This is a genomic window from Roseivivax sp. CAU 1761 (assembly GCF_054482755.1).
The window spans coordinates 76,492-96,255 of the sequence record NZ_JBTLRM010000005.1 but is presented as its reverse complement, the minus strand read 5'-3'; the positions used below and the strand labels follow the sequence as shown (position 1 = coordinate 96,255).

Here is a 19,764-nt window from a genome sequence, read left to right as displayed (position 1 = left end):
CCCGGCGGGCCTACCTGACGGACAAGACCAGACATGGAGACGCGCATGACCATCCGCCCGACCTTCGACGCCAACGCCTCCGCCGGGGGCCGCGATCTGGGCGCCCTGCCCGAATGGGATCTGAGCGACCTCTACGCCGCGCCCGACGCGCCCGAGGTGAAGCGCGACCTCGACTGGCTGGAAGAGGCCTGCCGCCGCTTCGCCGCCGATTTCGAGGGCAAGATCGCCGGGCTAGACGCCGCGTCCTTCCTCGACATGGTCAAGCGCCACGAGACGATCGAGACAGTGGCCGGGCGGATCATGTCCTATGCCGGGCTGCGCTACTACCAGAACACCACCGAGGCGGCGCGCGCCAAGTTCCTCTCCGACATGCAGGAGAAGATCACCGTCTACACCACGCCGCTGGTGTTCTTCGCGCTCGAGTTGAACCGGGTGCCCGACGCGACCTATGCCACGCTCTTCGAGAATGCCGAGCTGGCGCGCTACAAGCCCGCCTTCGACCGCATCCGCGCCATGAAGCCCTACCAGCTCTCCGACGAGATGGAGAAGTTCCTGCACGACATGGGCGTCGTCGGCGACGCTTGGGAGCGGCTCTTCGACGAGACCATCGCCGGGCTGGAATTCGACGTCGACGGCGAGGTCATGGGCATCGAGGCCACGCTGAACCTGCTGACCGAACAGGACCGCGCCCGCCGCGAGGCCGCGGCCCGCGCCCTGGCCGCGGTCTTCACCGGCAATATCCGCACCTTCGCCCGGGTCCACAACACCCAGGCCAAGGAGAAGGAGGTGCTCGACCGCTGGCGCGGCATGCCGACGCCGCAGACCGGCCGGCACCTCGCCAACGATGTCGAGCCCGAGGTGGTCGAGGCGCTGCGCAACGCCGTGGTGGCGGCCTATCCGCGCCTCTCGCACCGCTATTACGAGCTCAAGCGCAAGTGGCTGGGGCTCGAGCGCATGCAGGTCTGGGACCGCAACGCGCCGCTGCCGATGCAGAGCGACCGCGTGGTGCCCTGGCAGGAGGCGCGCGAGACGGTGATGAACGCCTATGCCGCCTTCGATCCGCGCATGGCCGAGATCGCCGAGCCGTTCTTCGACAAGGGCTGGATCGATGCCGCGGTGACCCCGGGCAAGGCGCCCGGCGCCTTCGCCCATCCCACGGTGACCGACGTCCATCCCTACGTGCTGCTGAACTATCTCGGCAAGCCGCGCGACGTGATGACGCTGGCGCACGAGCTTGGCCACGGCGTGCACCAGGTGCTGGCCGCGGGCCAGGGCGAGATGCTGAGCCACACGCCGCTGACGCTGGCCGAGACCGCGAGCGTGTTCGGCGAGATGCTGACCTTCCGCCGCATGCTGGCCAATGCCCGGGACGACGCCGAGAAAAAGGTGCTGCTGGCCGGCAAGGTCGAGGACATGATCAACACCGTGGTCCGGCAGATCGCGTTCTACGATTTCGAATGCAAGCTGCACGAGGCGCGGCGCGGCGGCGAGCTGACGCCGGACGACATCAACGCGCTCTGGATGAGCGTGCAGGCCGAGAGCCTCGGCCCCGCCTTCGACTTCATGGAGGGCTACGAGACCTTCTGGTCCTACGTGCCGCATTTCGTCCACACGCCGTTCTACGTTTACGCCTACGCCTTCGGCGACGGGTTGGTGAACGCGCTCTACGCCGAATACGAGGCGCGCCCCGAGGGCTTCCAGGAGCGCTATTTCGACATGCTGCGCGCCGGCGGCGCCAAGCACCACACCGACCTCTTGGCGCCCTTCGGCCTCGACGCCACCGACCCGGCCTTCTGGGACAAGGGCCTGTCGATGATCTCCGGCCTGATCGACGAACTCGAGGCGCTCGAAGCCTGACAGGGGCCACCTGCTTCTTCTGAGCGAAAATATCCCGGGGGTCCGGGGGCAGCGCCCCCGGTCCGCCCCGCCGCGCCGCGCCGCGCCCCGAACCCGGCGCCCGCGCGCAGCGCCCTTATTTCAGCTGCGAATCCTTGCTGCCGCGCCGGTTGATGCCGCCGCGCGCCACCGGCCGGGCGTCGCGTTCCTCCTGGCAGTCGCGGCAGAGCTTGACCCCCGGCAGCGCCGCGCGGCGCTTCTCGGGGATCGGCTCCTCGCATTCCACGCAAACCCGCGCGCTCTCGCCCGCCGGCGCGGGGCGCGCCCGCATGCGCGCCAGCTCGTCGGCGATCGAGGCGTCGATCTGCTCCTGTACCGCGCCGTCGCGCGTCCATCCTCCGGCCATGGCGGCACCTCCTCTCGCGAGGGTAGCGCGCCGGCGCGGGCCTTTCCAGCGCCGCTCAGCGCTGCGCGGACTGCCAGTCGGGATGGATCCAGGGCTGGACGTTCTCCGCCGGCAGGCGGCGGCCCAGCACATGGTCGGCGATCTTCTCGCCCACCATGATCGAGGGCGCGTTGAGATTGCCGTTGGTGATGCGCGGAAAGACCGAGCTATCGGCCACCCGCAGGCCCTCGACGCCGATCACCCGGCCCTCCGGGTCGACCACCGAAAGGGGATCGTCGGCGCGGCCCATCCGGCAGGTGCCGCAGGGATGGTAGGCGCTCTCGACATGCTCGCGGATGAAGCCGTCGAGCTCGGCGTCGCTCTGCACGTCCGCGCCGGGCTGGATCTCGTGGCCGCGATAGGGCGCGAAGGCGTCTTGGGCAAAGATCTCCCGGGTCAGCCGGATGCAGGCGCGGAAATCGCGCCAATCGTCGTCCTGGCTCATGTAGTTGAAGCGGATGCGCGGCGCCGCGGCGGGATCGCCGGAGGCCAGCCGCACCTCGCCGCGCGAGGCCGAGCGCATCGGCCCGACATGGGCCTGGAAGCCGTGCCCCTCGGCCGCGGCCTTGCCGTCGTAGCGCACCGCGAGGGGCAGGAAATGATACTGGATGTCGGGATATTCGACGCCTGCGCGCGAGCGGATGAAGGCCGCGCTCTCGAACTGGTTGGAGGCGCCGGGCCCGGTCCCGGTGAGCAGCCAGCGGGCGCCGACATAGGCCTTGCCGAGCAGGTTCCAGTACTTGAACAGGCTGACCGGCTGGCTCGCCGCCATCTGCAGGTAGAGCTCGAGATGGTCCTGCAGGTTGCCGCCGACGCCGGGGCGGTCAGCCACCACCCGGATGCCGTGCTCGGCCAGATGCGCCGCCGGCCCGATGCCCGACAGCATCAGCAGCTTCGGCGAGTTGAAGGCCGAGGCGGCGAGGATGACCTCGCGGCTGGCCCGCACGGTCCGGCGGCCGCCGCGGCCCGAGACCGCGACCCCGGTGGCGCGGCCCTGCTCGATCAGCACGCGCTCGGCCAAGCCGCGCACGACGCGCGCGCCGCGGCGCTTGGCCGGGTCGAGATAGGCGCGCACCGCCGACCAGCGCACGCCGCGGTGGATGGTGGCCTCCATGGCGCCGAAGCCTTCCTGCTTCTCGCCGTTGTAATCCTCGGTGGTCTCGTAGCCGGCCTCGGCGCCGGCGGCGACGAAGGCGCGGACCAGCGGGTTGTCGCGGCGGCCGCGGGTGACGTGCAGCGGCCCGTCGCTGCCGCGCCAGCCGGGCTGGCCGCCATGGCTGTGCTCGAGCCGCTTGAAATAGGGCAGCACGTCGGCATAGCCCCAGCCATCGGCACCCTGGTCGCGCCAATGGTCGAAATCGCGGGCATGGCCGCGCACATAGACCATGCCGTTGATCGAGGACGACCCGCCCAGCACCTTGCCGCGCGGCGCCGCCAGGCGGCGGCCGCCGAGATGCGGCTCGGGCTCGGTCCGGTAGCCCCAATCGTACATCTTCATGTTCATCGGGTAGCTGAGCGCGCCGGGCATGCGGATGAACGGGCCGCCGTCCCAGCCGCCATGCTCGATCACGATCACCGAGCGGCCGGCCTCGGCCAGCCGGTAGGCCATGGCGCAGCCGGCGCTGCCGGCGCCGACGATGACGTAGTCCGCCTGCATCTTGCTCATCCGTGAACCCGCCTTTCCTCTGCCAGCCGCGCCGCGGCGTCCGGGCCCCGCCCCGCCCCGGAGAGCGGGGTGGGCGGGCGGGCGCTCTCCGGGGCGGGGCGCGCCGCCATCAGAACGGCGCCTCGACCCGGCCCATGCGCACATAGACCGACTTCAGCTGCGAATAATGCTCGATCGCGGCGCGCGCGTTCTCGCGCCCCACGCCGGACATCTTGACCCCGCCGAAGGGCATCTCCACCGGCGCGTCGTTGTAGGAGTTGATGAAGCAGGTGCCGGCCTCGAGCCGCCCGATCACCCGGTGGGCGCGGGCCAGGTCGCGGGTGAAGACCCCGGCCGAGAGCCCGAAGGCGGTGGCATTGGCGCGCCGCACCGCCTCGTCCTCGTCGTCGAACTCCAGCACCGAAAGCACCGGGCCGAAGATTTCCTCGCGGGCGATGGTCATCTCGTCGGTCACGCCGTCGAACAGCGCCGGGGTGATCCAGTAGCCCGGCCGGTCGAGCCGTTCGCCCCCCGCCACCAGCCACGCGCCCTCGGCCCGGCCCCTGGCGATGTAGCCCTCGACGATCTCCATCTGGCGGGCGCTGACCAGCGGGCCGAAGGTCGTGGCCTCGTCCAGCGGATCGCCGATCACCGCGCCCTGCATGCGTTCCGCCAGGCGTGCCACGAAGCGCGCGCGCAGGCCCTTCTGCACGAAGACCCGGGTGCCGTTGGAGCAGATCTGCCCCGAGGAGTAGAAGTTGGCCAGGATGGCGCCGCCCACCGCGTCCTCGAGATCGGCGTCGTCGAAGATTACCAGCGGCGACTTGCCGCCGAGCTCCATGGTGACGTGCTTCACGCTCTCGGCGGCGGCGGCGTAGACCTTGCGCCCGGTGGGCACCGAGCCGGTCAGCGACACCTTGTCGACGCGCGGATCGGTGACCAGCCGCGCGCCCACCGCGCCGGCGCCCTGCACCACGTTGAAGAGCCCGGCCGGCAGCCCCGCCTCGACCAGGATCTCGGCCAGTTTCAGCGTCGAGAGCGGCGTCGTCTCGGAGGGCTTGAAGACCATGGCATTGCCGCAGGCCAGCGCCGGGGCGGCCTTCCAGCAGGCGATCTGCGTCGGATAGTTCCACGCCCCGATGCCGACGCAGACGCCCAGCGGCTCGCGCATCGTGTAGGCCCAGTCCTCCCCAAGCGGGATGTGCTCGCCGGTCAGCCCGGCGGCGATGCCGCCGAAATATTCCAGCGCGTCGGCGCCCGAACTGGCATCGGCCACCAGCGTCTCGGAGAGCGGCTTGCCGGTATCCATGGTCTCCAGCACCGACATCGCGCGGTTGCGCTCGCGCAGGATCTGCGCCGCGCGGGTCAGCACCCGGCCGCGTTCGCGCGGCGGCGTCGCGGCCCATTCGGCCTGCGCCGCGCGCGCCGCCTCGAGGGCCCTGTCGATCACCGCGTCGGTGGCCTCGTGCAGCGTCGCGATGGCCTCGCCGGTGGCCGGGTAGATTACCTCGAGCGGGGTGCCGGAGGCGTCCTCGTGATAGGCGCCGGCGACGAAATGGCTGGCCTCGGGCTGGGTCGGATAGGGCGTGTCGTTCATGTCATTCTCCCCGCGGGAACCGCTGGTTCTCCTCGACGACGTTCAGGTCCATGTGGTTGCGCATGAAGCGCTCGGAGGCCTGGCGCAGCGGCTGGAAGTCCCAGGGGTAGTAGCCGCCCTGGCGCAGCGCCTCGTAGACCACATGGCGCCGCGCCTGGCTCTCGCGCACCTGGCCGTCGAAGCTTTCAAGATCCCAGCGCGCCGCCGCCGCCTGGCGGAAGCGTTCGAGCACCGCGGCGTGTTCGGGCGAAGCGGCGAGGTTGCGCGTCTCCTGCGGATCGGCGGCAAGATCGAAGAGCTGCTCGGGATCGCGCGCGCAATTGGTGTATTTCCACTGCCCCTGCACCAGGCCCACCAGGGGCGAGATCGAGGCCTCGGCGGCATATTCCATCGCCACCGCGCTGGTGCGCTGCGCGCCCTGCGCCAGCGGCACCAGGCTCTCGCCGTCGGTCCAGGGCATCACCTCGGCCATCGAGACGCCGGCGAGCTCGCACAGCGTCGGGCAGAGGTCGATGGTCGAGACCGGCGCGTCGATCCGGTCCGCCGCCATGCCCGGCGCGGCGATCATCAGCGGCACCCGGGCCGAGCCCTCGCGGAAGCTCATCTTGAACCACAGCCCGCGCTCGCCCAGCATGTCGCCGTGATCCGAGACGAAGACCACCACGGCCTCCTGCCGGGTGCGCTCCAGCACGTCGAGCAGCGCGCCGATCTTGTCGTCGAGATAGGAGATGTTGGCGAAGTAGCCGCGCCGCGCCCGGGCGACGTCGCGCTCGGTGATCTCGAAGCTGCGCCAGTCGTTGGCGTCGAAGATGCGCTGCGCGTGGGGGTCGTGCTCCTCGTAGGGCAGCGCCGGCACTTCGGGGGCGAGATAGGCGCAGTCCTCATAGAGATCCCAGAACCGCCGCCGCGCCACATAGGGATCGTGCGGATGGGTGAAGCTCACCGTCAGCATCCAGGGCCGGGCATCGTGGCCGCGGGCGAACTCGTAGAGCTTCTGCTCGGCCAGGAAGCCGACCTCGTCGTCGTATTCCATCTGGTTCGAGGTCTCGGCCACGCCGGCCCCGGTCACCGAGCCGAGATTGTGATACCACCAGTCGATGCGCTGGCCGCGCCGGCGGTAATCCGGCGTCCAGCCGAAATCGGCCGGGTAGATGTCGGTGGTCAGCCGCTCCTCGAAGCCGTGCAGCTGGTCGGGGCCGACGAAATGCATCTTGCCAGACAGGCAGGTGCGGTAGCCGGCGCGGCGCAGGTGATGGGCGTAGGTCGGGATGTCGGAGGCAAACTCCGCGGCATTGTCGTAGACCCGGGTGCGCGACGGCAATTGCCCGGACATGAAGGAGGCCCGTCCCGGCGCGCAGAGCGGCGAGGCCGTGTAGGTCTGGGCGAAGCGGGTGGAGCGGGCCGCGAGCCGCTTCAGGTTGGGCGCGTGCAGCCACTCCGCCGGGCCGTCCGGGAACAGCGTCCCGGTCAGCTGATCGACCATCACCACCAGGATGTTCGGCCGTGCCATGGCTTCCCCCGCATCGTTCTCGGGGGAGAGATAGAAGTCGCTGATTGACTCGTCAATCAATAATTCCGGTGCAGGCCTGTCCGACGGCTCCCCGGACGGCGGCCGCGGCGCCCACGGCGCCCGGTGCGCGGGCCGGGTTCCGGGCGGTCGGACCGCGGCCCGGTCAGGGTTCGATCACCCCGAGCACCTGGTTCTGCGGCAGCCGGGCGACCTCGTAGCCCGCCTCGATGCGGCGCAGGCTGTAGCCGTAGCCGCGCAGGCGGAAGCGCCACTCGGCCTCGGAGAGGGACTTGCGGCGCTCCGACTTCAGGAAGGCGGAGATCTCGGTGAAACTGTCGGTCAGTCGGTTCTCGGCGAACATCGGATTCCCTCCGTGGCGTGGGACCGTCCTAACGCCGTTCCCTGAACCGATCCTTTACGGGGGAATGCGGCGCGATGATGCAGCGCCCCGGACCATTTCGAGACCGGCAACGAACCCTGCCCCTCCGGCGGGATTGTTCGCGTCTCAGCTCTTCGTGGCGTGGATCGGCGGGGTGATCCGGGTGCGCCGCGCCTGCGCCTCGCGCCAGGCGATGAAGGTCACCGCGGCGATGATCACCCCGCCCCCGGCCACCACCCAGGGATCGGGCGGCTCGGCGAAGAACACCGCACCGACGATCACCGACCAGACCAGCTGCAGGAAGGTGACCGGCTGGGTCACGGTGATCGGCGCCGCCGCGAAGGCCCGGGTCATGGCGTAATGCCCGGCGGTGGCGAAGCAGGCGACGCCGAACAGGATGCCCAGCTCGCCCGCTGAGGGCGTCACCCAGTCGAGCGCCGCGAACGGCGCGAGCCCGACCGTCACCGTCACCGAGAGCAGCGCCACCACCGCGCTGGCGCTCTGTTCACCCGAGAGGATCTTCATGGTGAGGTAGGACCCGGCGAAGAGCACCGCGGTGAACAGCATCGCGACATGGCCGGAATCGAGCTCGCGGAAACCCGGGCGCAGGATGATCAGGGCGCCCGCCAGCGCCGCCAGGATCGCGAGGATGCGGCGCAGCGCGATGGTCTCCCCCAGGAACACCACCGCCAGGATGCTGACATAGACCGGGTTGAGATAGTTCATCGCCGTCACCTCGGCGATCGGGATGCGGGTCATGGCGTAGAACCAGCAGATCACCGCGACGGTATGGAAGGCTCCGCGCACCGCGAAGAGCCGCCATTGGCGTCCGGTCAGCCGCAGCGCCAGCAGGCTGCGCCAGACCGGCAGCAGGAAGACCAGCCCCAGAAGATAGCGCAGGAAGGCACTTTCGGCGGCCGGGATGCGGCCGCCCAGCGTCTTCACCAGCGCGGTGACGGCGACGAAGCAGAATCCCGTCGCGACCATCCACATTATGCCCGCAAGGGGGCGCTGTCCCGGCATGTCCATCCCGGCATAGAGCGCCGAGCCGGGGGCGAGCGCAACCCGCCCCGGCGCGGGCAAGCGCGGGCTTGCACGCCCGCGCAGCGGGGGGTGGGGGCGTAAAACCCCGGTCCCGGCCCGCCGCCGGCCCGGCGCCGCGGGCTTGCCCTCAGCCCGGCCCCTGCCCTATAGAGACGGGCGATTTCTGACAGACCCACGACCCCGAGAGGCACGTTCATGGCCGGCCATTCCAAATGGGCGAACATCCAGCACCGCAAAGGGCGTCAGGACGCCGCGCGGTCGAAGCTGTTTTCCAAGCTCTCCAAGGAGATCACCGTCGCCGCCAAGATGGGCGATCCCGATCCCGACAAGAACCCGCGGCTGAGGCTGGCGGTCAAGGAAGCCAAGTCGAGCTCGGTCCCCAAGGACGTGATCGAGCGCGCCATCAAGAAGGCGACCGGCGGCGACGCGGAGAATTACGAGGAGATCCGTTACGAGGGCTACGGCCCGAACGGCGTCGCGGTGATCGTCGAGGCGATGACCGACAACCGCAACCGCACCGCCTCCAACGTGCGTTCGACCTTCTCCAAGAACGGCGGCAACCTGGGCGAGACCGGGTCGGTGGCCTTCATGTTCGAGCGCAAGGGCGAGATCGTCTACCCCGCCTCGGTGGGCGACAGCGAGGCGGTGCTCGAGGCGGCGATCGAGGCCGGCGCCGAGGATGTCGAGAGCTCCGAGGACGGCCACGTGATCTGGTGCGCCGACAGCGACCTGAACGATGTCTCGACGGCGCTCGAGGAAACCCTGGGCGAAAGCGAATCGACCAAGCTGGTCTGGAAGCCCGGCACCACGACCGAGCTCGACCTCGACGGCATGCAGAGCCTGATGAAGCTGGTCGACGCGCTCGAGGATGACGACGACGTGCAGCGCGTCACCACCAATTTCGAGGCCTCCGACGAGGTCATGGCGCAGCTCTGACGCGCCCACGGGGCGGCGCCAGCCGCCGCCCTGCCCGCCGCCCTGCCCCTGGCCCGGCGAACCTGCCGGATCAGGCCAGCGAGGGCAGCCAGAGCACGATCTGCGGGAACGCCACCAGCAGCGCGATGGTCACCGCGTCGGCGATGAAGAACGGCGTCACGCCGCGGAACACGTCCTGCACCGACAGGTCCGGCCGCACCCCCGCCACCACGAAGCAGTTGAGCCCGATGGGGGGCGTGATCAGGCAGAACTCGGCCATCTTCACCACCAGGATGCCGAACCAGATGGCGCACATCGTGCCGCTCATCCCGAAGGCCGAATCCGCGGCCGAGACGAACTCGCCGCCGTTCAGCGCCATCACCGCTGGGTAGACCACCGGCAGGGTCAGGAGCAGCATGCCGATGGCGTCCATGAACATGCCGAGCACCGCATAGGCCAGCAGGATGCAGACCAGGATCATCAGCGGCGGGTAGTCGAGCCCGGTGATCCAGTCGGAAAACGCCGAGGGCAGGTCCGCGAAGCCCAGGAAGCGGACATAGATCAGCACCCCCCAGATGATCGAGAAGATCATGATCGACAGCTTCGCGGTCTCGATCAGCGCGTCCTTCAGCTCGCGCAGCCGCATGCCGCGCCACAGCGCCATCAAAAAGACGATGAAGGCGCCGATCGCGCCGCCCTCGGTCGGCGTGCCCCAGGCATCGCCGCCGAACGGGTTGTAGACGAAGCAGATGATGATGATCACCACCGCGAAGATCGGCAGCGCCGGCGGCAGGGCCACGAAGCGCTCGCGCCAGCTGTAGCCGCCGACCGGCGGCCCGAAGCCCTTGATGGTCAGCGCCAGCCCGATGATCAGGGCGCCGTAGACGAAGGCCGAGAACACCCCCGGCAGGAAGCCCGCAAGCAGCAGCTTGCCGACATCCTGCTCGACGATGATGGCGTAGATGACGAGGATCGCCGAGGGCGGGATCAGCGAGGCCAGCGTGCCGCCCGCGGCCACCACGCCGGCGGCGAAGCGCTTGTCGTAGCCGATCTTCAGCATTTCCGGGATGGCGATGCGGGCGAAGACCGCCGCGGTGGCGACCGAGGCGCCGGAGACCGCCGCGAAGCCCGCCGTGGCGAAGACGGTAGAGACCGCGAGCCCCCCCGGCACCCAGGCGATCCAGCGCTTGGCGGCCTCGAAGAGCGCCCGGGTGAGCCCGGCATAATAGGCGAGATAGCCGATCAGGATGAAGGTCGGAATGAGGCTCAGGGCCTGGCTCGCCACCTTGCCATGCGGCACCTGCCCCGCGGTCTTCACCGCCACGGTCAGCGCCCAGGCAAACTCGTCCGGGGCGTAATCCTTGCGGACCCAGAAGATCCAGATCAGCCCCACCAGGCCGGCAAAGGCCGCGGCGAAGGCCACCCGCATCCCGAGCACCACCAGCACCATCAGCCCGCCGGTGACCCAGAGGCCGATCTCGATCGGATCCATCAGGCAGCTTCCCTCATTCGCGCCCGGCCACGTGCCGCGCCTCCTCGGCGGCGATCTCGGCCACCGACTGGATCAGCGGCACCGCCACCGGCCGCTCGAGCCCGGCGAGGAAGGCCCGCCCGTAGCCCCAGAGCTGCAGCACCAGCCGCAGGCAGAGCACCGAGAAGGCCACCGGCACCACCAGCTTGGCCGGCCAGATCGGCAGGCCGATATCGATCGAGCTGTCGCGCGACCAGAGCGGCTTGGTCATGTCGAAGCTGCGGTCGAAATGCGCCCAGCTGCCCCAGACCAGTGCCAGCATCAGCAGCAGCACGGCGAAGGTGGTGACAAACTCCGCCGCCCAGAGCGCCCGGCCGCGCAGCGCGCCCACCACGATGTCCATGCGGATATGGCCGCCCTGGCGCTGCACGTAGGCGATGCCGAGAATGGCGATCAGCGGCATGAAGGCCTCGATCCAGTCGACATAGCCGGGCAGCGGTTCGTTGAAGCCGTTGCGCCCGGTCACCGAAACCACGGCGAGCCCCATCAGCGAGAAGGCGAAGATCCCCGAGATCAGCGCCATGGCGCGTTCCAGCCCCAACAGCCGGCGGTCGAGCCGGCTGAGCAGGCTGTCATCCTTGAGCACGGTGGCGCCACCGGCCATCGGCGATCTCCCCCGATTTGCGCAACGGTCGGGCCGGCCGGACGGCCGGCCCCGAGCCGCCTCAGTTCGAGGCGCGGCTCTGCTCGAGGGTCGACTGCACGAGGTCGAAGAGCTCCTGCGCCGGCAGGCCCTGCGCGCTCATCTCCTCGATCCATTGCTGCTGGATCGGCTCGCCCGCGACCTCGCGGAACTCGGCCAGAACCTCGTCGGAGATCTCGACCTTCTCGACGCCCTTCTCCTCCAGCACCTCGTCCCAGCGCTTCAGCAATTCGCCGTAATTGGCGAGGTAATGGTCGATCGCCTCGGGCACCGAGCTGTCCAGCGCCTCGCGGTGCTCGTCGGAGAGCGATTCATAGGCGTCGATGTTGACCACCACCGGGCAGTTCACGGTGCCGGGGTTGAGGTTGGCGGTCCACCAATCGGCCTCGTTGATGGTGCCGAAGGACAGATGCGCGTGCTGGGCGAAGGCCACGGTGTCGACGACGCCACCCTCCATCGCCTGGTAGGCCTCCGACGAGGTCACGCTGGTCGGCACCGCGCCGACGGCGCGGAACGCCTCGCCCAGGCCGCCGGTGGCGCGCACCCGCATGCCGTCGAACTCGGCCAGCTCGTCGCGCGGCTCGCCGGTGCCGACGAGGTTGTATTGCGGCATCGGCGAGGTCATCAGCATGCGCGCGTTCCACTGCGCCATCTCCTCGGCCACCGCCGGGTGGTCGTAGACGGCGTGGCTCACCGCGACCTCCTCCTCGAGGTTGCGCACGCCGATGAAGGGCAGCTCCAGCACGGTGATCGCGCGGTTCTTGTCGGCGTGGTAGCCGGCGCAGAACTGCGCCATCTCGAAGGCGCCGATGGAGATGCCGTCGAGATTCTCGGTGTTCTTCGACAGGCCGCCATAGGAGATGTTCATGGTGAACTCGCCGTCGGTCTTCTGCTCCACCAGCTCGGCGAGCTTGTGGACGTGCTCTGTGAAGGCGCGGCGCTTGCCCCAGAGCGAGACGTTCCATTCGGTTGCCGCAGCCTCCGTCGCGAAGGCCAGCGCCAGCGCGGAGACGGCCAGTTTGGCCGTGAGATTGGTCATCTTCTATCCTCCCTTGGACCGGCGGTGTGCCCCGCCGTATGGGGTGAGCCTAGAGGATGGGACGGAGGGTGCAAGCCCGGGCGGCCCGGAGGATGATTCCCGCGCCGCGTGCAGTGCCGGAGTGGCCGCGCGCGCGATGCGGGGCTATCTGTCGCAGGCTGCGGGACCGCGTTCGGCGGCCGCCACGACAGGATGATGCGGAAAGCCGCGCGGCGACGACAGAAAGTGTTTGCGGAAACAACGCATGTCTGCGTTGACTTTACCGCACGGAAGTCAACGAACTTGACCGAATGCGCGGCATTCTGGAAAAGTTTTTACAGGAAAGTATCGTGTTTTCCGTGGTTTGTTTATTTGTTTTCGGCGGGCGTTTATGGTCCGCGCAACTCATGCCCCGCCGCGGAGGAACGACGCCGGCATGACACGGACAGAAGGAGGACGTCCCATGACCGATCAGACCCACACCTTTGCCCCACGCGACGAGATCGTCTCGCGGGCGCATGTGGATGCGGCGCGGTACGACGAGATGTACAAGCGCTCGATCGAGGATTCCGACGGGTTCTGGCTCGAACAGGCGGGGCGGCTCGACTGGATGACCGCGCCGACCAAGGCGCGCGATGCCCGTTTCGATTTCGGCCAGGTCTCGATCAAGTGGTTCGAGGACGGCCGGCTCAACGTCGCGGCCAACTGCATCGACCGCCATCTCGCCGCGCGCGGCGACCAGACGGCGATCATCTGGGAGCCCGACGATCCGTCTGAGGCCGCGCAGGCGATCACCTACCGCGAACTGCACGAGCAGACCTGCCGCCTCGCCAACGTGCTCAAGGACCAGGGCGTGGGCCGCGGCGACCGCGTCGTGCTCTACCTGCCGATGATCCCGGAAGCCGCCTACGCGATGCTGGCCTGCGCCCGCATCGGCGCGATCCATTCGGTGGTCTTCGCCGGCTTCTCCCCGGACGCGCTGGCCAGCCGGGTCAACGGCTGCGAGGCCAAGGCGGTGATCACCGCCGACGAGGCGCCGCGCGGCGGCCGCAAGACCGCGCTCAAGGCCAATGCCGACAAGGCGCTGGCCAATTGCGATGCCTCGGTGAAGTGCCTGGTGGTCAAGCGCACCGGCGGGCAGACGGCGTGGAACGACGACCGCGATCTCGACCTGACGGCGGCGATGCAGGCCGCCACCGCCGATTGCCCGGCCGAGGAGATGGCGGCCGAGGATCCGCTGTTCATTCTCTACACGTCGGGCTCCACCGGCCAGCCCAAGGGCGTCGTCCACACCTCCGGGGGCTACCTGGTCTATGCCGCGCTGACCCACGAGGTGACCTTCGACTACCATGACGGCGACGTCTACTGGTGCACCGCCGATGTCGGCTGGGTGACCGGGCACAGCTACATCGTCTACGGCCCGCTGGCCAACGGCGCCACCACGCTGATGTTCGAGGGCGTGCCGACCTATCCCGACGCCTCGCGCTTCTGGCAGGTCTGCGAGAAGCACAAGGTGACCCAGTTCTACACCGCGCCGACGGCGATCCGGGCGCTGATGGGCCAGGGCAAGGCCCCGGTGGAGAAGTGCGACCTCTCCGCGCTGCGCATCCTCGGCACGGTGGGCGAGCCGATCAATCCCGAGGCCTGGAACTGGTACAACGAGGTGGTGGGCGGCGGCCGCTGCCCGATCGTCGACACCTGGTGGCAGACCGAGACCGGCGGCCACCTGCTGACCCCCCTGCCCGGCGCCCATGCCACCAAGCCCGGCGCCGCGATGAAGCCGTTCTTCGGCGTCGAGCCGGTGGTGCTGGAGCCCGAGAGCGGCAAGGTCATCGAGGAGAGCCCGGCCGAGGGCGTGCTGGCGATCCGCGCCTCCTGGCCCGGCCAGATGCGCACCGTCTGGGGCGATCACGACCGCTTCGAGACGACCTATTTCCAGCAATACAAGGGCTATTACTTCACCGGCGACGGCTGCCGCCGCGATGCCGACGGCGATTACTGGATCACCGGCCGGGTCGACGACGTGATCAACGTCTCGGGCCACCGCATGGGCACGGCCGAGGTCGAGAGCGCGCTGGTGGCGCATGACAAGGTGGCCGAGGCCGCGGTCGTGGGCTACCCGCACGACGTCAAGGGACAGGGCATCTACTGCTACGTCACGCTGATGTCGGGCGTCGAGGCCTCGGACGGGCTGAAGAAGGAGCTGCAGGACTGGGTGCGCTCCGAGATCGGGCCGATCGCCAAGCCCGACCTGATCCAGTTCGCCCCCGGGCTGCCGAAGACCCGGTCGGGCAAGATCATGCGCCGCATCCTGCGCAAGATCGCCGAGAACGATCCGGATTCGCTAGGCGACACCTCGACCCTCGCCGATCCCGAGGTCGTCGACGACCTGGTGGCCAACCGCATGAACAAGGGCTGAGAGCGATGGACGGAAGCAAGACCCCGCAGACCGCCCCGGTCTACATCCTGCTCGGCCCGCCGGGCGCCGGCAAGGGCACCCAGGCGCGCCTGATGGCGACCGGCCACGGGCTGGTCCAGCTCTCCACCGGGGACCTGCTGCGCGCCGCGGTGCGCGAGGGCACCCCGGCCGGGCAGCAGGCGCGGGCGGTGATGGAGGCCGGCGGCCTGGTCTCGGACGAGATCGTCATCGCCATCCTCAGCGACCGGCTGGCCGACCCGGACTGCGCCGGCGGCGTGATCCTCGACGGCTTTCCGCGCACCGCGGCGCAAGCCGCGGCGCTCGACGCGCTGCTGGCCGCGCGCGGCCAGAGGATCGACGCCGCGATCAGCCTTGAGGTCGAGGACGCGGCGATGGTGGAGCGGATCTCGGGCCGCTTCACCTGCGCGGGCTGCGGCGAGGGCTACCACGACAGCTTCAAGCCGCCCGCCACGGAGGGCGTCTGCGATCTCTGCGGCGGCACCAAGATGACCCGGCGCGCCGACGACCGCGCCGAGACGGTGGCGGCCCGGCTCGCGGCCTATCACGCCGAGACCGCGCCGCTGATCGGCCATTACGACCACGCGGGCGCGCTGCACCGGGTACCGGCGATGGGCGAGATCGACGCCATCGCCGAGGACCTGGCGCGCATCGTGACCGAGACCCGCGCCTGATCCGGCGCGGCAGGGAGGCCCGGGCGGCACCCCGCCCGGAACGCATTTCAAGGAGGAGGAACCGCTTGTCATGGCGGACAATCTGCACAGCCCGGCGCCCCGCGCCAGCGACGGAAGCGGCTACTGGAAGGCCAATATCCGTCTCATCGTCATCAGCCTGATCATCTGGGCGCTGGTGTCCTTCGGCTTCGGCATCCTGCTGCGGCCGCTGATCTCCGGCATCGAGGTGGGCGGCACCGATCTCGGCTTCTGGTTCGCCCAGCAGGGGTCGATCCTGATCTTCCTGGCGCTGATCTTCTTCTACGCCTGGCGGATGAACCGGCTCGACCGGCAATACGGCGTGGACGAGGAGTAACCCCATGGATCAGACGACGATCAACTTCATCTTCGTGGGCGCGTCCTTCGCGCTCTATATCGGCATCGCGATCTGGGCCCGCGCCGGCTCGACCTCGGAATTCTACGCCGCCGGCCGCGGCGTGCACCCGGTGACCAACGGCATGGCGACCGCGGCGGACTGGATGTCGGCGGCCTCGTTCATCTCGATGGCCGGCCTGATCGCCTTCACCGGCTACGACAACTCGACCTTCCTGATGGGATGGACCGGCGGCTACGTGCTGCTGGCGCTGCTGCTCGCGCCCTATCTGCGCAAGTTCGGCAAATACACCGTGTCGGAGTTCATCGGCGACCGCTTCTACTCGCCCACGGCGCGGCTCGTCGCGGTGATCTGCCTGATCATCGCCTCGGTGACCTACGTGATCGGCCAGATGACCGGCGTCGGCGTGGCCTTCGGCCGCTTCCTCGAGGTCGATGCCACCACCGGCCTGCTGATCGGCGCGGTGATCGTCTTCGCCTACGCGGTGTTCGGCGGCATGAAGGGCGTGACCTACACCCAGGTGGCGCAATACGTGGTGCTGATCCTTGCCTACACGATCCCGGCGATCTTCATCTCGCTGCAGCTGACCGGCAACCCGATCCCCGGGCTCGGCCTGTTCAGCAGCGTCGAGGCGACCGGCACGCCGCTGCTGCAGCAGCTCGACCAGATCGTCACCGATCTGGGCTTCAACGAGTACACGGCGCACAACGGCGACACCTTCAACATGGTGCTCTTCACCCTGTCGCTGATGATCGGCACGGCCGGCCTGCCGCACGTGATCATGCGCTTCTTCACCGTCCCCCGCGTCGCCGATGCGCGCTGGTCGGCGGGCTGGGCGCTGGTCTTCATCGCGCTTTTGTACCTCACCGCCCCGGCGGTCGGCGCCATGGCGCGGCTCAACATCACCACCCAGTTCTGGCCCGAAGGCGCCGAGGGCCAGGCGGTGAGCCTCGAGACCATCGAGAGCGATCCGGCCTATGACTGGATGCAAACCTGGCAGCAGACCGGCCTGCTGGGCTGGGAGGACAAGAACGGCGACGGCCGCATCCAGTACTACAACGACGGCTCCGAGGCGATGGCCGAGCGCGCCGCCGCGGAAGGCTGGCAGGGCAACGAGCTCACCAACTTCAACAACGACATCCTGGTGCTCGCCAACCCCGAGATCGCCAACCTGCCGGGCTGGGTGATCGGCCTCGTCGCGGCCGGCGGCCTGGCCGCGGCGCTGTCGACGGCGGCGGGCCTGCTGCTCGCCATCTCCTCGGCGGTCAGCCACGACCTGATCAAGGGCCAGCTCAATCCGGGGATCTCGGAGAAGGGCGAGCTGATGTGGGCGCGGATTGCCATGGCGGTGTCGATCGCGGTCGCCACCTGGCTCGGGATGAACCCGCCGGGCTTCGCGGCGCAGACCGTGGCGCTGGCCTTCGGCATCGCGGCGGCGTCGATCTTCCCGGCGCTGATGATGGGGATCTTCTCGACCCGCATCAACAACCGCGGCGCCGTGGCGGGGATGCTGGCCGGCCTGATCGTCACGCTGGTCTACATCTTCCTGCACAAGGGCTGGCTGTTCATCCCGGACACCAACTCCTTCACCGATGCCGATCCGCTGCTCGGCTCGATCAAGTCGACCTCGTTCGGCGCGGTGGGCGCGCTGATCAACTTTGCCACCGCCTACATCGTCTCCGGCATGACCAAGCCGGTGCCGGCGGAGATCCGCGAACTGGTCGAGAGCGTGCGCGTGCCGCGCGGCGCCGGCTCGGCCCAGACGCATTGATCCGGACCCGGGCCGTCCGTTCGGCCCGGGGCGTTTGAACCCGTCCCGTCCGCATTGCATGATGCGGGCGGGACATTGCGTTTCGGGGGACGGCATGACGCAGGACAGGACGGCGATCGGCGACTTCCTGACGACGCTCGCCCCCTTTGCCGCCCTGCCCGCCGAGACCCGCGCCGCGCTTGTCGAGGCGGTGCTGCCGCGCCGGGTCGCGGCCGGCGACCGGGTCTATGCCGTGGGCGCGCCGCTCGACGGGCTGCACCTCGTCATGCGGGGCGAGATCGAGGTTCGTGACGAACACGGCGTGCCGGTCTCGGTGCTCGGCCCGCACGCGATCTTCGGCGAACGCGGGCTGGCCCGCGACGGCCGCGCCGCCACCACCGCCACGGCGCTGAGCGACACAAGGCTGCTGATCCTGCCCGCCGCAACCTTCCGCGAGCTGATGGCCAGCGAGCCCGAGATCCGGCGCTTCTTCGAGCGCGAGCGCCGCATCCGCCCGGCCCGGCCCGACCTCGTCGCCACCCGGGCCGAGACGCTGATGTCGCGCCGGTTGGTCACCGCGCCGCCCGGGGTGAGCGTCCGCGACGCGGCGATCCGCATGCGCGAGGCCGGCGCCTCGTCGATCTGCGTGACCGAGGGCGAGCGGCTGGTCGGGCTGGTGACGCAGCGCGACCTGGCCGGCCGGATCGTCGCCGAGGGCCGCCCCGCGGAGACCCCGCTGGCCGAGGTCATGACCCGCGACCCGGTCACCCTGCCGCCCTCGGCGCTGGGTTCCGACGTGCTCAAGCTGATGCTGGAGCGCGGCATCGGCCACGTCCCGGTGGCCGAGCAGGGCCGCCTGCTCGGCATGATCACCCAGACCGACCTGACGCGCTGGCAGGCCAGCCGCCCGGCCGACCTCGCCGCCGAGATCGGCGGCGCCGAAAGCGCCGGCGACATCGCCCGGGTGACCGCGCGGATCCCGCAGATGCTGGCCCAGCTGGTGGCCTCCGGGCAGCGCCACGAGGTCACGACCCGGCTGGTCACCGACATCGCCGACGCCGCCACGCGGCGGCTCGTCACCCTCGCCGAGGCGCGGCTCGGCCCGGCGCCCTGCCGCTGGCTCTGGCTGGCCTGCGGCAGCCAGGGCCGGCAGGAGCAGAGCGGCATCACCGACCAGGACAATTGCCTGATCCTCGAGGACGGCGCGGGCGCGGCGGAACAGGCATATTTCGCCGAGTTCGCCGGCTTCGTCTGCGACGGGCTGAACGCCGCCGGCTACGTCTACTGCCCCGGCGACATGATGGCCAAGACGCCGCGCTGGTGCCAGCCGCTTTCGGTCTGGCGCGGCTATTTCCGCGACTGGATCGCGCATCCCCGCCCCGAGGCGCAGATGCTGGCCTCGGTGATGTTCGACCTGCGCCCGATCGCCGGCGATGTCGGGCTTTTCGCCGACCTGCACGAGGAGACGCTGGAGCGGGCGCGAAGCAATTCCATCTTCCGCGCCCACATGACCGCCAACGCGCTCAAGCACACGCCGCCGCTCGGCCTGTTCCGCGGCTTCGCGCTGATCCGCTCGGGCGAGCACCGGCGGATGATCGACCTCAAGCATTCCGGCGTGGTGCCGGTGATCGACCTGGCCCGGCTCTACGCCCTCGAAGGCACGCTGCTGCTGGCCAACACGCGCGCCTGGCTTGAGGTGACGCGCGCCGCCGGCATCGTGTCGCAGAGCGGCGGGCAGGACCTGCTCGACGCCTACGACCTGATCGCCGAGACCCGGCTGGCGCATCAGTGCCGGCAGGTCGGCGACGGGGTGCCGCCGGACAATTTCCTTGCACCCCCGGACCTTTCGGATTTCGATCGGGCGCATCTCAGGGATGCCTTCGTGGTGGTCAAGGGCATGCAATCGGCCGTCGGCCAGGGCCGGCATCTGCTCGGATGAGCGAGCGCGCCGCGCCTTCGGGGCGTGG

Annotated in this window: 17 protein-coding genes; 8 read left to right on the top strand and 9 right to left on the bottom strand. The window is 69.6% G+C overall.

The window, feature by feature from the left end:
- Positions 1 to 45 precede the first annotated feature (45 nt).
- A complete protein-coding gene (locus tag ACXYMW_RS05185; protein ID WP_459034234.1) occupies positions 46 to 1,857 on the top strand; it encodes a M3 family oligoendopeptidase in 1,812 nt (603 codons plus the stop codon).
- Positions 1,858 to 1,972: 115 nt separating this feature from the next.
- Here the strand turns inward: ACXYMW_RS05185 and ACXYMW_RS05180 are convergent, their stop codons facing one another.
- From ACXYMW_RS05180 to ACXYMW_RS05155, 6 genes are all read right to left on the bottom strand, one after another.
- Positions 1,973 to 2,242, bottom strand: coding sequence for a DksA/TraR family C4-type zinc finger protein (locus ACXYMW_RS05180; RefSeq protein WP_459034233.1), 270 nt, complete (start codon positions 2,240 to 2,242; stop codon positions 1,973 to 1,975).
- Between the two features lie 55 nt (positions 2,243 to 2,297).
- Entirely contained in the window at positions 2,298 to 3,938 is a 1,641-nt protein-coding gene (betA, locus tag ACXYMW_RS05175) for a choline dehydrogenase (RefSeq protein ID WP_459034294.1), read from the bottom strand.
- A 118-nt stretch (positions 3,939 to 4,056) separates the two neighbouring features.
- Positions 4,057 to 5,523: a betaine-aldehyde dehydrogenase gene (gene betB, locus ACXYMW_RS05170; RefSeq protein WP_459034232.1), complete on the bottom strand. Its 1,467-nt coding sequence runs from the start codon at positions 5,521 to 5,523 to the stop codon at positions 4,057 to 4,059.
- Position 5,524: 1 nt separating this feature from the next.
- Positions 5,525 to 7,033: a choline-sulfatase gene (betC, locus tag ACXYMW_RS05165; protein ID WP_459034231.1), complete on the bottom strand. Its 1,509-nt coding sequence runs from the start codon at positions 7,031 to 7,033 to the stop codon at positions 5,525 to 5,527.
- Between the two features lie 163 nt (positions 7,034 to 7,196).
- The gene (locus ACXYMW_RS05160) at positions 7,197 to 7,394 is read right to left on the bottom strand and encodes a hypothetical protein (RefSeq protein ID WP_459034230.1); all 198 of its coding nucleotides are present in this window, start codon (positions 7,392 to 7,394) and stop codon (positions 7,197 to 7,199) included.
- 144 nt (positions 7,395 to 7,538) lie between these two features.
- Positions 7,539 to 8,441, bottom strand: a complete 903-nt coding sequence (locus ACXYMW_RS05155) for a DMT family transporter (RefSeq protein ID WP_459034229.1) — start codon at positions 8,439 to 8,441, stop codon at positions 7,539 to 7,541.
- A gap of 210 nt (positions 8,442 to 8,651) precedes the next feature.
- Between ACXYMW_RS05155 and ACXYMW_RS05150 the strand changes: the two genes are divergently transcribed.
- Entirely contained in the window at positions 8,652 to 9,392 is a 741-nt protein-coding gene (locus tag ACXYMW_RS05150; protein ID WP_459034228.1) for a YebC/PmpR family DNA-binding transcriptional regulator, read from the top strand.
- Between the two features lie 70 nt (positions 9,393 to 9,462).
- On the opposite strand, the gene ACXYMW_RS05145 is transcribed toward ACXYMW_RS05150, so the two are convergent.
- The 3 genes from ACXYMW_RS05145 to ACXYMW_RS05135 all read right to left on the bottom strand — a co-directional run bounded on the left by ACXYMW_RS05145 (position 9,463) and on the right by ACXYMW_RS05135 (position 12,584).
- Complete coding sequence (locus ACXYMW_RS05145) at positions 9,463 to 10,863, bottom strand: TRAP transporter large permease (RefSeq protein ID WP_459034227.1); 1,401 nt, start codon at positions 10,861 to 10,863, stop codon at positions 9,463 to 9,465.
- Between the two features lie 13 nt (positions 10,864 to 10,876).
- Positions 10,877 to 11,506 (bottom strand): TRAP transporter small permease subunit, encoded by a 630-nt coding sequence (locus tag ACXYMW_RS05140; RefSeq protein ID WP_459034226.1) that lies wholly within the window; start codon positions 11,504 to 11,506, stop codon positions 10,877 to 10,879.
- Positions 11,507 to 11,567: 61 nt separating this feature from the next.
- On the bottom strand, positions 11,568 to 12,584 hold the full coding sequence (locus tag ACXYMW_RS05135) for a C4-dicarboxylate TRAP transporter substrate-binding protein (protein ID WP_459034225.1): 1,017 nt from the start codon (positions 12,582 to 12,584) through the stop codon (positions 11,568 to 11,570).
- A 290-nt stretch (positions 12,585 to 12,874) separates the two neighbouring features.
- On the opposite strand from ACXYMW_RS05135, the gene ACXYMW_RS05130 reads away from it, so the two are divergent.
- The 6 genes from ACXYMW_RS05130 to ACXYMW_RS05105 all read left to right on the top strand — a co-directional run bounded on the left by ACXYMW_RS05130 (position 12,875) and on the right by ACXYMW_RS05105 (position 19,736).
- The gene (locus ACXYMW_RS05130; RefSeq protein ID WP_459034224.1) at positions 12,875 to 13,003 is read left to right on the top strand and encodes a hypothetical protein; all 129 of its coding nucleotides are present in this window, start codon (positions 12,875 to 12,877) and stop codon (positions 13,001 to 13,003) included.
- Positions 13,004 to 13,026: 23 nt separating this feature from the next.
- Positions 13,027 to 14,982: an acetate--CoA ligase gene (acs, locus tag ACXYMW_RS05125; protein ID WP_459034223.1), complete on the top strand. Its 1,956-nt coding sequence runs from the start codon at positions 13,027 to 13,029 to the stop codon at positions 14,980 to 14,982.
- 5 nt (positions 14,983 to 14,987) lie between these two features.
- A complete protein-coding gene (locus tag ACXYMW_RS05120) occupies positions 14,988 to 15,674 on the top strand; it encodes an adenylate kinase (RefSeq protein WP_459034222.1) in 687 nt (228 codons plus the stop codon).
- A gap of 70 nt (positions 15,675 to 15,744) precedes the next feature.
- Positions 15,745 to 16,029 carry a DUF4212 domain-containing protein gene (locus ACXYMW_RS05115; RefSeq protein ID WP_459034221.1) on the top strand — a complete coding sequence of 95 codons (285 nt, stop codon included), beginning with the start codon at positions 15,745 to 15,747 and terminating at the stop codon, positions 16,027 to 16,029.
- 4 nt (positions 16,030 to 16,033) lie between these two features.
- Positions 16,034 to 17,818: a sodium:solute symporter family protein gene (locus ACXYMW_RS05110; protein WP_459034220.1), complete on the top strand. Its 1,785-nt coding sequence runs from the start codon at positions 16,034 to 16,036 to the stop codon at positions 17,816 to 17,818.
- Between the two features lie 94 nt (positions 17,819 to 17,912).
- Entirely contained in the window at positions 17,913 to 19,736 is a 1,824-nt protein-coding gene (locus ACXYMW_RS05105; protein ID WP_459034219.1) for a DUF294 nucleotidyltransferase-like domain-containing protein, read from the top strand.
- Positions 19,737 to 19,764: the final 28 nt, after the last annotated feature.